Source organism: Bacillus sp. KNSH39 (assembly GCF_052656585.1).
Window position 1 is genome coordinate 2902457 of record NZ_JBQXYO010000001.1, and the last position, 15064, is coordinate 2917520.

A 15064-nucleotide genomic window follows, 5' to 3' on the forward strand; every position below is an offset into this window, starting at 1 on the left:
GTTATTTCGCCCTCTCTACAAAGATTTCGTTTAACGTCGGCTCTAACATTTTGAATTGTCGTAAGCTAACACCTTGCTCTTGCAACTGTTGCAAAATCTTGAGAGCTTCCGCATCGTCTTGTACTTTCACATAAAGAAGGCCTTGTTGTTTTTCATACGATACATGTATAGCTTCTAATCCCTTTTCATTCTCTACTGTATCTTCAATCGTTAAATTACGGAAACCGTATTCTTTCTTAATATCACTTAGCTGTCCTTTTACGACTGCTTCACCTTTTTTCAAAATACATACATGTTGGCAAAAAGCCTCTACTTGTTCCATACGATGACTTGATAAAATAATCGTCTTTCCGCTCTGTACTTGTTCTTCAATAATACTAGCTAACATCCCAGCATTAACTGGATCAAGGCCGCTGAATGGTTCATCTAAAATGAGAAGTTCCGGATTATGAAGAAGAGCAGCAATTAATTGGATTTTTTGCTGATTCCCTTTTGAAAGCTCTCCAGCCGTTTTAAATTTATATTCTGGTATCGCTAAACGCTCTAACCAGTGATCAATAGCGTGATCCACTTCTTTCTTCGACATTCCTTCTAATCTACCAAAATATCGCAGCTGATCTATTACTCTACTTTTTGTATATAAACCTCTTTCTTCTGGTAAATACCCAATTGTTACACCACTATTTCCAAATGCTTTTCCATCCCATGTAATCGAACCTTCATTAGGCGTTAATAATCCGAGAAGCATTTTGATTGTTGTTGTTTTCCCTGCACCATTTCGTCCAAGTAACCCTAGTACTTCACCTTTTGGTAACGAAATTTGCAAACCGTTAACTGCTTTTGATTCCCCAAATTGTTTCGTTAAGTTTTGAATTTGTAAACTCAAGTATAAAGCCTCCCCTTTAGTATCATTCGTACTCTCTTTCAAAGACTATGTTTATTCAAGACAAAATATAGCACCACGCTTCATCCTCTTATATGTAAACATCGTCATGAATCCATCATTTGTTCTATTTAGTTAAAATTGTAAATAACAAAGTTCTTTTTGTCAATTATAATTGTCATTACGACAATAAAACTTGTCAAAACAGCTATTATTATTTTGCTCATCTTTCTAATATAGGACATACTACTATATATACAAAAGACAATATGCAAATGTTCATATAAAAATATTATATTTTAATATATAATATAAAATGATTTTCTAACATCAAGGAGGATACATATGAAGATGAAGAGGGGCATTACCACTTTATTATCTGTAGCGGTTCTATCTACATCACTTGTAGCATGTTCAGGAACACCAGAGAAAACAGTGGCGAAAGAAGAGAAAGTAAAATTAACAGAACAACAATTAATGGCTGATTTATGGTATCAAACAGCCGGTGAAACGAAAGCACTTTACTACCAAGGGTACAACATTGGTCAATTAAAGCTTGATGCAATTCTTGCAAAAGGGACAGAGAAAAAACCTGCTATCGTGCTTGATTTAGACGAAACTGTTTTAGATAACAGTCCTCATCAGGCAATGAGCGTAAAAACAGGCAAAGGCTATCCTTACAAATGGGATGATTGGATTAACAAAGCTGAGGCTGAAGCCCTTCCAGGCGCAATTGATTTCTTAAAATATACAGAGTCTAAAGGTGTAGATATTTACTACATCTCAAATCGTAAAACGAATCAACTAGATGCAACAATTAAAAATCTTGAGCGTGTAGGTGCTCCTCAAGCAACGAAAGAACATATATTACTACAAGATCCGAAAGAAAAAGGAAAAGAAAAACGCCGTGAACTCGTTTCTCAAACCCATGATATTGTCTTATTCTTCGGTGATAACTTATCTGATTTCACAGGTTTTGATGGAAAATCTGTAAAAGATCGTAACCAAACAGTAGCAGATTCAAAAGCACAATTTGGTGAGAAATTCATTATTTTCCCGAATCCAATGTATGGCGATTGGGAAGGCGCTTTATATGATTATGATTTCAAAAAATCAGATGCAGAAAAAGATAAAATCCGTCGCGACAACTTAAAATCATTTGATGTAAAATAAAAGAGGATGGCATTCGCCATCCTCTTTTATTTTACTTTCTCTGTTAAAGGCAAGATAAATACTTCCACACGTCTATTCTTTGCCTTTCCTTCTTGTGTATCGTTTGGAGCAATTGAACGGTATTCTCCGTATCCAATCGCACTAAATTTTTCTGGTTGTAATTCTTTATTTTGCAGTAATACTTGCATAAAATTAACTGCCCGCTGCGTACTTAATTCCCAATTCGACGCAAACTGCGCATTGGCAATAGGGACATTATCCGTATGACCCGATACTGTAATTTCACGAGGTGACGCTGAAACAAGTAAGCTAGACATCTCTTTTGCAATCCCTAAAGATTCTAATTTCACATCTGCTTTCCCCGAATCAAACAGTATATTTTCTAATATTGTCACCATTAATCCCTTTTCAGTTAATTTAGTTTGAAAAGAAGAAGATAATTGTTTTTCATTAATATATTGATCAATCTTTTTTTGTAATGCTTTCAATTCATCCATCTCTTTTTTTTCTTTAGCTCTAGCTTCTTCTTGTTTTTTTGCTTGTTCTGCCTCAAGGCTACTTGCTGATAATTCTTTTTCATCATTTGGCTTTTGATCACTTAAAAATTCTTTGTTACCTGTTCCCCCAGCTAATTCACTTCGAAAAGCAACTGCCATCTGTTTAAACTTCGCAGCATCTATACTACTCATTGCGAATAAAACGATAAACAATGCAAATAACAACGTTAACATATCAGAATATGGGATTAACCACGTTTCATCGATATGCTCATCATGTTTTTTCTTTTTGCCTCTTCTATTTTTCTTACTCCGCATTTTTTTCTGCCCCTTTTTCTAGCTTTTTACGCTCAGTTGCAGAAAGTGCACCTAAAATGCGGTTCTTCATAATAAACGGATATGTACCTTCTTGTAACATTAATAAACAATCAATGATTAAACGTTTTTTCTCAATTTCAGCTGAAGATTTTTGCTTTAACTTATTTGCAAATGGATGCCATAATACATAACCTGAAAAAATACCAAAAATCGTTGCAATAAACGCACCCGAAATAGCATGACCTAACTTTTCAATATCAGTTAAGTTACCAAGCGCAGCTACAAGACCGATAACAGCACCTAAAACTCCTAATGTCGGTGCATACGTACCAGCTTGTGAAAAAATAGCAGCTCCCTTTGCATGTCTTTCTTCAATTGCTTCTAATTCAGATTCCAAAATCTGCTCTAAATCTTCTGCGGATACGCCATCAATCACAAATTTCATACCGCGCAAAAGAAATTCATCTTGAATTTTGTCTAATTGTTGCTCTAAAGACAAAATACCGTATTTTCTACTTTCAGATGTCCAATGAACAAATAATTCTAGCAACTGTTCATAACTTAAATCCTTTTTATTTGAACCAAAAAGAACTTTAAATAGTTTTGGAACCCTTTTTAGTTGATTCATCGGAAATGCAATACATACTGCAGCAAATGTACCGATAAAAATAATTAATGCTGCGGCAGGATTTAATAAGGCTGTTACGTCAGCGCCCTTGACGACCATCCCTACTACCACTGCTACAAATCCTAAAATAAGTCCAATAATTGTTGCAAAATCCATTCCCATTCACTCCTAGTCTATACAAGAAGTTCTTTATTCTCGATAATCGCTACATCTTCTTATGTATATATATTACATAAAAAATGCAAATCATGAAAGATAAGAAATGAATTATATAAAAAAATACTACAAATTCACACATTTTCTGACATTTTCTTTGCATTTCTATTACGTTATGACTCTTATATTCCTTTTCCAACAAACTAGATTTATAATAAAAAAAACAATACACATTTTATGAAGAAGGGACTGTGATTACAAGGCATCATGAAAAAGATAATAATTATTTCTGCCACTACTATTGTAATCGGGATCACATCTTTCGCTTACTTTGGTTCTAAAACACCACTACATAATGAAGCAAAAGCTGTCGAAAGTCAAAAGCATAATAACCATAAAAAAGAAGAGATTCCTGCTTTTCCAAAAGCTGATCATAATGCAAAGAAAATAGACAATGACTTTTCAGTTGTAACAAATCCAAAATCTAATCTTGTCTTAATTAATAAACATCGAAAACTACCAGATGGATACATTCCTGAAGACTTAACGAGACCAAATGTACCATTTATTAGTCCAAAAGATAAAGAAAAAACATTGCTGCGCAAAGATGCTGCCGAGGCACTTGAAAACATGTTCAAAGCTGCGAAAAAAGAAGGGCTTGATCTTACAGCTGTATCTGGTTATCGTTCATACAAACGCCAAAAATCGTTGCATGATACATACGTTAGACGTCAAGGAAAAGCCGAAGCTAATTCGGTAAGCGCAATTCCTGGTACAAGTGAACACCAAACGGGTTTAGCAATGGATATTAGTTCAAAATCAGCTAAATTTCAATTAGAGCCTATCTTCGGAGAGACAGCAGAAGGAAAATGGGTCGCGGAACATGCTCATGAATTCGGCTTTGTCATTCGTTACTTAGAAGATAAAACAGATACAACAGAATATGCCTATGAACCATGGCACTTACGCTACGTTGGTAATCCATACGCTACATACCTATATAAACATCACTTAACATTAGAAGAAGCGATGGAAGACAAAAAATAAGAGAGCAAATTGCTCTCTTATTTTTCTTTCACTCTATTATTGTAGTAATTTCTTCTTCCATTCTTCAGGCCATGGTTCGCCTCTTCCTGTTTTTTTCGACGCTTGAACCATCATTCCACGACCTACTAAACAAATCTCTCCTTCTGCATTCTTCACCATATAATGTAAATCTAAAGAAGAATTCCCGACCGATCCTGCCTTTACATACACCTTCAGCTGTTCATCAAAATATATTTGCTTAATAAAATTACATTGTAAATCCGCAACAACGATCATCGTTTCTGATGATGCATGTGTCCACTCTTGCATAAATCCAAGTTCTTTAAACAACGCAATACGAGCTTCTTCAAAATAAGTAAAAGCAACGACATTATTTACATGTCCAAACATATCTACTTCACCAAAACGAACCTTTACAGGGTTGTAAAACGAAAAACCACTTTCCCATTGCTCAAAGTCTTCAATATAAGAAATCCTCTTCATTGTTATCTCTCCTTTTCACCTTTAAATAAACAGAATAAACAGAAAAATACAGTTATAAATATTGCCTCTTCGATATGAAGAGGCAATATTTATTAATAGTTATTATCGCTACCAAAGAAATCTTTGAACGATTGAATTGTTGTATCACGGTTTAATGCCGCAATTGAAGTTGTTAAAGGAATACCCTTCGGACATGATTGCACACAGTTTTGAGAGTTACCACAGTTTGCTAGTCCTCCATCTCCCATAATTGCACGTAAGCGATCTGCTTTATGCATTTCACCCGTTGGATGTGAGTTGAATAAGCGAGCTTGTGATAACGGTGCTGGTCCAATAAAGTCAGACTTACTGTTTACGTTTGGACATGATTCTAAGCAAACACCACATGTCATACATTTTGAAAGCTCATAAGCCCATTGACGCTTTTTCTCAGGCATTCTTGGTCCTGGACCTAGGTCATACGTACCATCAATTGGAATCCACGCTTTAACGCGTTTTAGAGCATTAAACATGCGACTACGATCAACTTGTAAGTCACGTACAACCGGGAATGTCTTCATCGGTTTTAAGCGAATTGGTTGCTCTAATTGATCGATAAGTGCCGTACATGATTGACGTGGTTTTCCGTTAATCACCATCGAACATGCACCACATACTTCCTCTAAGCAGTTCATATCCCAGGCAATCGGAGTTGTTTGGTTCCCTTTTGAATCAACAGGATTACGACGGATTTCCATAAGTGCTGAGATAATATTCATATTCGGACGATATGGAATTTCAAACTCTTGGTCAAACGCTTGCGCATCTGGCCCGTCTTGTCTCGTAATGATGAGGCGGATTGTTTTCTCAGACATGTTGTTTATCCCCCTTCTCTTCACCCTTAGCAGCTACATCGTGTTTTGAAGAATAATCACGTTTACGCGGTTTAATTAACGAAATATCAACGTCCTCGTAATGGAATGCTGGTGCATTTCCTTCTCCCTCAAATTTTGCCATCGTAGTTTTTAAGAAGTTTGCATCATCACGATTTGGGAATTCAGGTTTGTAATGCGCCCCACGGCTCTCATTACGGTTATATGCGCCAATTGTAATAACACGTGCTAACTCAAACATATTTGCAAGTTGGCGTGTAAATGAAGCACCTTGGTTACTCCATCTTGCTGTATCGTTAATGTTAATACGTTTGTAACGAGCCATTAATTCTTCAATTTTCGCATCTGTTTCTAATAATTTTTTATTTTCACGAACTACTGTAACGTTATCTGTCATCCATTCTCCAAGCTCTTTATGAAGAACATACGCATTTTCGTTACCATCCATCGTTAAAATATTGTTAAATTTCTCTGTTTCGATTAATTCATTTTGCTCATATACAGTAGATGAAACAGCATCAGATGATTTAGAAAGACCTTTCATATACTCAATTGCGTTTGGTCCTGCTACCATACCACCATAAATTGCTGATAATAGTGAGTTCGCACCAAGACGGTTACCACCGTGCATAGAATAATCACACTCACCTGCTGCAAATAAACCTGGAATGTTTGTCATCTGTTTATAATCAACCCATAGTCCGCCCATTGAATAGTGAACAGCTGGGAAGATTTTCATCGGTAGTTTACGAGGATCATCCCCTGTAAATTTCTCATAGATTTCAATAATTCCACCTAGTTTAATATCTAGTTCTTTTGGATCTTTATGAGAAAGATCTAAGTAAACCATGTTTTCACCGTTAATACCTAGTTTTTGCTCTACGCAAACATCAAAGATTTCACGCGTTGCGATGTCACGAGGTACAAGGTTTCCGTAAGCCGGATATTTTTCTTCTAAGAAGTACCATGGTTTACCATCTTTATATGTCCAAACACGTCCACCTTCACCACGTGCAGATTCACTCATAAGACGTAATTTATCGTCTCCAGGAATTGCCGTTGGGTGAATTTGAATGAATTCACCGTTTGCATAATATGCGCCTTGTTGATATACAGCAGAAGCTGCTGTACCTGTATTGATAATGGAGTTTGTTGATTTTCCGAAAATGATACCAGGGCCCCCTGTTGCCATAATCACGGCATCTGCTCCGAAACTTCTAATCTCCATAGTTTGTAAGTCTTGTGCAACGATTCCTCGGCACACACCTTCATCATCAACAACAGCTCGTAAGAAATCCCAACCTTCATATTTCGTTACAAGTCCTGCTACTTCGTGACGACGTACTTGCTCATCTAATGCGTAAAGTAATTGCTGTCCAGTTGTTGCACCAGCAAATGCTGTACGGTGATGTTGCGTTCCACCAAATCGACGGAAATCAAGAAGTCCTTCTTCCGTACGGTTGAACATAACACCCATACGGTCCATTAAATGAATGATACCAGGTGCTGCTTCACACATTGCTTTAACTGGTGGTTGGTTCGCTAAGAAGTCCCCACCATAAATTGTATCGTCAAAGTGGATCCATGGAGAATCCCCTTCACCTTTCGTATTTACGGCACCGTTAATTCCGCCCTGAGCACATACAGAATGTGAACGTTTTACTGGTACTAAAGAAAACAGTTCAACATTTACTCCTGCTTCTGCCGCTTTAATCGTTGCCATTAAGCCAGCCAAGCCACCGCCGACTACTATAAGTTTCCCTTTCATGCTCTCCCACTCCTTACTGGTTTGCTAGCTGTGGATCGATGAACGCTAATAATGCACTCACACCTACATAAGATAAACCTAAGAAAATAGCTAATGTTACATAAGTAGAGATTCTTTGTGAACGTGGAGATACTGTAATTCCCCAGCTGATGCAGAATGTCCATAGTCCATTTGCAAAGTGGAAAATTGTTGAAACAACACCAACTAAGTAGAATGCAAACATAGCTGGATTGTTTAAAATATCTGCCATCATATCATAGTTTACCTCTTTACCTAACATTGCTTGAATACGAGTTTCCCAGACGTGCCAAGAAATGAAGATCAGCGTAACGATACCTGAAATTCTTTGGAAGACGAACATCCAGTTACGGAAATAACCGTAAGAAACCGCATTGTTCTTAGCTGTAAATGCAATATATAAGCCATATATAGCATGGTACAGTATCGGTAAAAAGATGATGAAAATTTCTAGCGCATACCGGAATGGAAGGAGCTCCATAAAGCCTGCAGCTTTGTTAAAAGCCTCTGCTCCTCGTGTTGCAAAGTTGTTTACAATTAAATGTTGCGTCAAAAAGACACCAACCGGGATGACCCCCATTAATGAGTGCCACTTACGAAACGTATACTCGCGGCCTTTCATGTCCCCATTACCCCCCTTGAATGTTTGACTGCTGTTTTCAGATTAGTTTATGACAATAATGTTTTTTCACTATTGGCATAAGAAAAACTGAAAAAATTATTCGAAATATTTCAGCATAATTTGATACCAAGTTCATTTTACTCCTATTTTTGTCGAAGCGTCAAGAAAACGTATACATAATTTGCATATAATTTGCCAATTCTTTTTTTCTTCTTATATATTCAGATTTTCCTAAAGAAAAATCTGTTTTTATAAATGTGAAATGTTATATAATAATCCCTATAGAAAGAGGGGAATATTGTGAGTAAAAATACAATCGATACAACATCTTTAGAAGATGTTTCATTGAACGCCTTCGCTTATGAATTGCTACGTGAAGAATTACTACCTGATTTAATCGGCAACGATTTAGATGGTATTTTATACTGGTCTGGTAGAAACCTTGCAAGAAAATATCCACTAGAAACAATTGAAGAAGTCATTCAGTTCTTTGAAAAGGCTGGCTGGGGCACTTTAAGCATTGTTGAACATAAGCGTCGTGAAATGCAGTTCCAACTTAAAGGCACACTCATCGCAGAACGTCAAAAACAAAAACGACATTCTTCTTATCAACTAGAAGCCGGATTCATCGCTGAACAAATCCAAAAGCAACGGAACGTCGTTGCAGAGTCATACGAAGAAAAGAAAAAACGTTCTGACTCTATTACATTTCTTGTAAAATGGGATATAAAAGATCTCATTGAAGTGTAAGCATTACCTACAGTCAACTAGACATATCAGTTTAGTTGACTTTTTTGTATTTTCATTCAGATGAGTTTATTTTAAATCTTCAGAAATTATACCAAAAAACAGAAGACGTTGTAAACTACAACGTCTTCTTATCTGTTAAATACGTATAAATCGTCTCCGCGACATTTTTCGGCATACCCGCTTCGACAAATTCCTCTATAGAAGCTTCTTTCATCTTCTTTAATGAACCAAAATGTTTTAACAATACCTTTTTCCGTTTATCACCGATTCCTGGAATATCATCCAATGCTGATTGAATGACAGATTTCCCATGTAATTGACGATGGAATGTAATCGCAAATCGATGCACCTCATCTTGAATACGCTGCAATAAATAAAATTCTTGGCTATTTCTCTCAAGCATCACAGGTTCCGGTGGATCCCCAATAATTAAATGGGAGGTTTTATGTTTATCATCTTTTACAAGACCTGCCATCGGAATATATAATCCGAGCTCATTCTCTAAAATATCACTTGCAGCCGCTAGATGGCCTTTTCCTCCATCAATAATAATCAAATCAGGTAAAGGTGAATTTTCTTTAAGCGCCCTTGTATAACGGCGCCTCACAACTTCTCTCATAGACTCATAATCATCTGGCCCTTGAACCGTTTTAATTTTATATTTTCGATACTCTTTCTTCGCCGGTTTCCCATCGATAAAAGCAATCATTGCAGAAACGGGATTTGTTCCTTGAATATTTGAGTTATCAAACGCTTCAATACGATACGGCGTTTCAATCCCAAGCTGCTTCCCTAAATGATCTACCGCTTTAATCGTTCGTTCTTCATCACGTTCAATTAAGTAAAACTTCTCTTCAAGAGCAATCTTCGCATTTTTATTTGCCAATTCTACAAGGTCTTTTTTCTTACCACGTTTCGGCTGCGTCGCTTCCACTTCTAAAAAGCGCTCTACTAATTCCGAGTCTATACTTCCTGGAACGACAATTTCCTTCGGCTTAAAATGACTACTGTTTTCATAAAATTGGCCGATAAACGTTAAAAAACCCTCTTCTGGTTCATCGTAAATTGGAAACATAGAAACATCACGTTCAATTAGCTTTCCTTTTCGAACGAAGAAAACTTGAACACACATCCATCCTTTATCCACTGCATATCCAAACACATCACGATCTACTAAGTCACTCATAATCATCTTTTGTTTTTCCATAATCGCATCAATATGAGCAATTTGATCACGCAACTCTTTTGCACGTTCAAACTCTAGTTTCTCTGAGGCCTCATACATTTTTATTTCTAGTTCTGAACGAACTTCTTTATGTCCACCATTTAAAAACTTAATAATTTCATCTACAATTTCTTTATTTTGTTCTTCCGTCACTTCTTTCACACAAGGCGCTAAACATTGACCCATATGATAATACAAACAAACTTTATCTGGCATATTCGTGCATTTCCGAAGTGGATACATACGATCTAGCAGTTTTTTCGTTTCATGAGCAGATTGTGCATTTGGATAAGGACCAAAATATTTCCCTTTATCCTTTTTTACGTTTCGAGTAATGAGTAAGCGCGGTTGCTTCTCCGCCGTAATTTTAATAAAAGGATATGTTTTATCATCTTTTAATTGAATATTATATTTCGGATCATATTTTTTAATTAGATTTAACTCTAAAATAAGTGCTTCTAAATTCGAAGAGGTTACAATATATTCAAAATCAACAATTTCTCCTACAAGCCGCAGTGTTTTCCCATCATGTGAACCAGTAAAGTACGAGCGCACACGATTTTTAAGCACTTTTGCCTTTCCGACATATATAACCGTTCCTTGCTTATCTTTCATCAAATAACAACCAGGTTGATCTGGTAAAATAGCCAACTTCTCTTTCAAATGTTCGTGCACTCGTCTCCCTCCATTTCTACATACTTAGCATTTTTATTTTCCCTTGAAAACATACTATGCCCAAACACCCAACATACGTTCTTTTATTGTAACGGAAAGACTGTAAAAAAGAAAATAAAAAAAGCTACCAAATGGTAGCTTTTTTTATTTTAGAAGTGTTTAGAAACTAATTCTACTAACGCTTCTTTCGGTTTGTAACCTAACGCTTGATCAACTACTTTACCGTCTTTTAATACGAAAAGAGCTGGAATGCTCATTACTTCGAATTGACGAGCAGTTTCTTGGTTTTCATCAACGTCTACTTTTACTACTTTTACTTTTTCGCCTAGTTCTGCATCAATTTCCTCTAATACAGGAGCGATCATTTTACAAGGTCCACACCAAGGTGCCCAGAAATCTAATAATACAACACCTTCGCTAGTTTCTGCTGCGAAGCTTTGGTCATTTGCGTTTACAATTGCCATTTTATTTCCTCCTTCAAGTATATTCTACCAAGAGTATATCATTAACTTATATACGTGGCGAATAATATGTATCGTTATGTATTGTAACAAAAAAATGTTCCTTTATACTATATAAAAATACGGATTAAATACTAAAAAGATGAGAGACAGGGGATCTCTCACCTTTTTCTATATATAGGGGTACTTCACTTGGAACTCAAGGGTACTTAAATCATGAATGTACTTTTAACTTTTTAAACTCTTCTGTTAAAAGAGGTACAACTTCGAATAAGTCACCGACAATACCATAGTCAGCTACTTTAAAGATACTTGCTTCTGGATCTTTATTAATCGCAACGATTATTTTTGAGTTAGACATACCTGCTAAATGCTGAATCGCACCAGAAATACCACATGCAATGTATAAGTCTGGCGTAACAACTTTACCAGTTTGACCAATTTGTAATGAGTAATCACAGTATTCAGCGTCACAAGCACCACGAGATGCCCCAACAGCGCCGCCTAGTACGTCCGCTAACTCTTTTAATGGCTTAAAGCCTTCTTCACTCTTCACACCACGTCCACCAGCGATAATAACTTTTGCTTCAGAAAGATCCACACCTTCTGCTGTTTTACGGACAACATCTTGAATGATTGTACGTAAATCTTTCACATCAACTGTGATAGAAGATACGTCACCGCTGCGAGACTCATCTTTTTCCAGAGTTGCAATGTTATTTGGACGCACTGTCGCAAATAAGATGCCGTCTGTTACAATCTTCTTCTCGAATGCTTTACCAGAGTAAATTGGACGAGTGAAGATAACATTTCCACCTTCAACCTCTAAAGCAGTTACGTCAGAAACTAAACCAGCTTCAAGCTTCGCTGCTAATTTTGGTGATAAATCTTTACCAAGTGCTGTATGTCCAAAAACGATACCTTCTGGATTTTCTTCAGCATGTACAGCTAAAAACGCTTGTGCATAACCATCAGATGTATATGATTTTAATTTATCATTTTCAACTGTCACAACGCGATCTGCACCGTAATGAATCAATTCATTTGCAAAAGAGGCAACACTGTCTCCAATTAGAAGACCTACTACTTCACCGCCTTCTGCAATTGTTTTTGCTGCTGCTACCGCTTCAAAAGAAACGTTACGTAGCGATCCATCACGAACTTCACCCATTACTAATACTTTACGAGCCATAGATTTTCCCTCCTGCATATATAATTTCGTATTTTATTAGATTACTTTCGCTTCTGTATGGAGCAACGATACAAGTTCTTTTACTTGATCTTGCAGCTCGCCTTGTAACACTTTTCCTGCATCTTTCTTAGGAGGCAAATAGATTTCAATTGTTTTTGTCTTTGCTTCCACATCATCTTCTTCTAAATCTAAATCATCTAATTCTAATTCTTCTAGCGGCTTTTTCTTCGCTTTCATAATACCTGGAAGCGATGGATAACGCGGTTCATTTAAACCTTGCTGTGCTGTTACTAAAACTGGTAATGAAGTTGCAATCACTTCTGTATCACCTTCAACATCACGCTCAATCTTCACATTTGTACCGTCAATTTCAAGTTTTGTAATTGTCGTTACATACGGAATATTTAACGCTTCAGCTACGCGTGGCCCTACTTGTCCAGATGCACCATCAATTGCAACGTTTCCGCCTAAAATTAAATCTGCATCTTTATCTTTTAAATACTCAGCAAGTACTTTTGCTGTCGTGAACTGGTCACCATTTTCTACATCATCTTCAATATTAATTAATACCGCTTTATCACAGCCCATTGCTAATGCAGTACGAAGTTCTTTCTCACTATCTTCGCCACCGACTGTTACAACTGTAACTTCTCCACCTTGTGCGTCTCTTACTTGAATTGCTTCTTCAATTGCATATTCATCGTAAGGGTTGATGATGAATTCCGCTTCGCCATCGTAAATTGCACCGTTTTTAATTACGATTTTTTCTTCTGTATCAAATGTTCGTTTCATGAGTACGTAGATGTTCATTCCATTTACCCCCTTGTTTTTCAGAAAGATTCTATCAATTTTAATTTTCTGTTAATTTATATTAAAAAAATAATTGAACTACCTGCCACTAAATGAAGGTTTGCGCTTTTCTAAAAATGCGGCTACACCTTCTCTTCCATCTTCACTCGTAAATACTTCACCAAAAATTTGTGATTCACGTTGTACACCTTCATAGTAATGAGACGATTTTGTCGTTTGCAATAACTCTAGTACAGCACGAGTTGTTGCTGGACTTTTTCCAGCAATTTGTTTTGCAACTTTAAGCGTATCATCTAAAAGAGATTCTTCAGAGAACAATCCGTTAACAAGTCCCCACTTTAATGCTTCTGCACCAGTAATTGGTGTACTTGTTAACATCATTTCACAAGCTTTCGCTTTCCCAACATAACGTGGTAAGCGCTGTGTACCTGCAAAGCCAGGAATTAATCCAAGTGTTAATTCAGGTAAACCAAGTTTTGCACTTTCAGTTGCAAAGCGCATGTGGCAAGACATAGCAAACTCAAGGCCGCCGCCCAGTGCCGCTCCATGAATTGCCGCAATAACTGGTTTTGAACATTTTTCAACACGCTCAAACGTAACTTGTCCAAGCTGTGCTAATTCTGTTGCTTGCTTCGCTTCAGTAACAGATGTAAATTCTTTAATATCTGCTCCTGCTGAGAAGAAACGTCCTTCACCGTGAATAACAACAACACGAATGTTATCATCCTTTTCCACTTGATCAATTAATTCAGTAACGTCATGCATAACTTGTGAAGACATCGCATTCGCTGGTGCGTGATTTAATGTCGCCACCGCGATATGATCTTCAACTCTTACAGATAGGAATTTCAACATGATCCCTCCCATTATTGACGATAACCACAAGCTGCAATAAGTAGCCCGTGTACCGTTTTTGAAAGTGCGACCAGATCATACTTATGATCGCTCATTACCCAATTGGTCACAACTTCATCTACTGTTCCAAAGATCATTTGTCTTGCCACGCGAACATTTAAATCTGCTTGAAATTCACCTTGTTTTATACCAGTCTCTAAAATCTCATCCATAACTTGTAAGTAGCCTTTTAATACTTCATTTATTTTAAGGCGCAAGTCTTGATTGGACTGCCTTAGCTCTAATTGCGTAACGATAGCAAGAGGATCATTTTGCGACAACAGCAAGAAGTGCGTTTCTACCAACATGAATAACTTCGATACAGCGCTTTCAATTCCTGCTGTTTTTTGACGAATTGTTTCGACAAATTCTCCCATCTTCTCTTGGAATAAGGATATTAATATATCTTCTTTATTTTTAAAATATAAATAAATCGTGCCATCAGCTACCCCAGCTTGCTTTGCGATTTTAGAAACTTGCGCTTGGTGGTACCCATTCTCCGCAATCACAATGACTGCCGCATCAATAATTTGATTGTATTTCGGTCTATTTTTCTTCACTTTACTGTCCCCTTCAAGAAGATGACTGAATG

Annotated in this window: 16 protein-coding genes; 3 read left to right on the forward strand and 13 right to left on the reverse strand. The window is 36.8% G+C overall.

The window, feature by feature from the left end:
* Window position 1: 1 nt before the first annotated feature.
* A complete protein-coding gene (locus ACUL40_RS14810; protein ID WP_000058117.1) occupies window positions 2-886 on the reverse strand; it encodes an ABC transporter ATP-binding protein in 885 nt (294 codons plus the stop codon).
* Between the two features lie 342 nt (window positions 887-1228).
* On the opposite strand from ACUL40_RS14810, the gene ACUL40_RS14815 reads away from it, so the two are divergent.
* Complete coding sequence (locus tag ACUL40_RS14815) at window positions 1229-2056, forward strand: 5'-nucleotidase, lipoprotein e(P4) family (RefSeq protein ID WP_000782767.1); 828 nt, start codon at window positions 1229-1231, stop codon at window positions 2054-2056.
* A 26-nt stretch (window positions 2057-2082) separates the two neighbouring features.
* Here ACUL40_RS14815 and motB read toward each other — a convergent pair whose 3' ends face one another.
* Window positions 2083-2871, reverse strand: a complete 789-nt coding sequence (motB, locus tag ACUL40_RS14820) for a flagellar motor protein MotB (RefSeq protein WP_001256734.1) — start codon at window positions 2869-2871, stop codon at window positions 2083-2085.
* Entirely contained in the window at window positions 2861-3655 is a 795-nt protein-coding gene (gene motA / locus ACUL40_RS14825) for a flagellar motor stator protein MotA (RefSeq protein WP_000344859.1), read from the reverse strand. The genes motB and motA overlap by 11 nt, the downstream gene beginning before the upstream one ends.
* A gap of 267 nt (window positions 3656-3922) precedes the next feature.
* Between motA and ACUL40_RS14830 the strand changes: the two genes are divergently transcribed.
* Window positions 3923-4702, forward strand: coding sequence for a M15 family metallopeptidase (locus tag ACUL40_RS14830; RefSeq protein ID WP_000720201.1), 780 nt, complete (start codon window positions 3923-3925; stop codon window positions 4700-4702).
* A gap of 36 nt (window positions 4703-4738) precedes the next feature.
* Here ACUL40_RS14830 and ACUL40_RS14835 read toward each other — a convergent pair whose 3' ends face one another.
* From ACUL40_RS14835 to sdhC, 4 genes are all read right to left on the reverse strand, one after another.
* On the reverse strand, window positions 4739-5185 hold the full coding sequence (locus ACUL40_RS14835) for an acyl-CoA thioesterase (RefSeq protein WP_000822735.1): 447 nt from the start codon (window positions 5183-5185) through the stop codon (window positions 4739-4741).
* Window positions 5186-5277: 92 nt separating this feature from the next.
* Window positions 5278-6039, reverse strand: a complete 762-nt coding sequence (sdhB, locus tag ACUL40_RS14840) for a succinate dehydrogenase iron-sulfur subunit (protein ID WP_001291827.1) — start codon at window positions 6037-6039, stop codon at window positions 5278-5280.
* Window positions 6032-7825, reverse strand: coding sequence for a succinate dehydrogenase flavoprotein subunit (sdhA, locus tag ACUL40_RS14845; protein WP_000676750.1), 1794 nt, complete (start codon window positions 7823-7825; stop codon window positions 6032-6034). Before sdhA ends, sdhB begins: the two co-directional genes overlap by 8 nt.
* Before the next feature lie 13 nt (window positions 7826-7838).
* On the reverse strand, window positions 7839-8465 hold the full coding sequence (gene sdhC, locus ACUL40_RS14850; protein WP_000678354.1) for a succinate dehydrogenase cytochrome B558: 627 nt from the start codon (window positions 8463-8465) through the stop codon (window positions 7839-7841).
* A gap of 300 nt (window positions 8466-8765) precedes the next feature.
* On the opposite strand from sdhC, the gene ACUL40_RS14855 reads away from it, so the two are divergent.
* Entirely contained in the window at window positions 8766-9215 is a 450-nt protein-coding gene (locus ACUL40_RS14855; RefSeq protein ID WP_000042226.1) for a YslB family protein, read from the forward strand.
* A 115-nt stretch (window positions 9216-9330) separates the two neighbouring features.
* On the opposite strand, the gene uvrC is transcribed toward ACUL40_RS14855, so the two are convergent.
* The 6 genes from uvrC to ACUL40_RS14885 form a co-directional block, all read right to left on the reverse strand.
* Window positions 9331-11115 carry an excinuclease ABC subunit C gene (uvrC, locus tag ACUL40_RS14860; protein ID WP_000544296.1) on the reverse strand — a complete coding sequence of 595 codons (1785 nt, stop codon included), beginning with the start codon at window positions 11113-11115 and terminating at the stop codon, window positions 9331-9333.
* A 149-nt stretch (window positions 11116-11264) separates the two neighbouring features.
* Window positions 11265-11579, reverse strand: coding sequence for a thioredoxin (gene trxA, locus ACUL40_RS14865; RefSeq protein WP_001018943.1), 315 nt, complete (start codon window positions 11577-11579; stop codon window positions 11265-11267).
* Window positions 11580-11790: 211 nt separating this feature from the next.
* On the reverse strand, window positions 11791-12768 hold the full coding sequence (gene etfA / locus ACUL40_RS14870; RefSeq protein ID WP_000101945.1) for an electron transfer flavoprotein subunit alpha: 978 nt from the start codon (window positions 12766-12768) through the stop codon (window positions 11791-11793).
* A 36-nt stretch (window positions 12769-12804) separates the two neighbouring features.
* A complete protein-coding gene (gene etfB / locus ACUL40_RS14875) occupies window positions 12805-13578 on the reverse strand; it encodes an electron transfer flavoprotein subunit beta (protein ID WP_001029028.1) in 774 nt (257 codons plus the stop codon).
* A gap of 78 nt (window positions 13579-13656) precedes the next feature.
* The gene (locus ACUL40_RS14880) at window positions 13657-14433 is read right to left on the reverse strand and encodes an enoyl-CoA hydratase (RefSeq protein WP_000911292.1); all 777 of its coding nucleotides are present in this window, start codon (window positions 14431-14433) and stop codon (window positions 13657-13659) included.
* A gap of 11 nt (window positions 14434-14444) precedes the next feature.
* Complete coding sequence (locus ACUL40_RS14885; RefSeq protein ID WP_000742223.1) at window positions 14445-15032, reverse strand: TetR/AcrR family transcriptional regulator; 588 nt, start codon at window positions 15030-15032, stop codon at window positions 14445-14447.
* Window positions 15033-15064 lie beyond the last annotated feature (32 nt).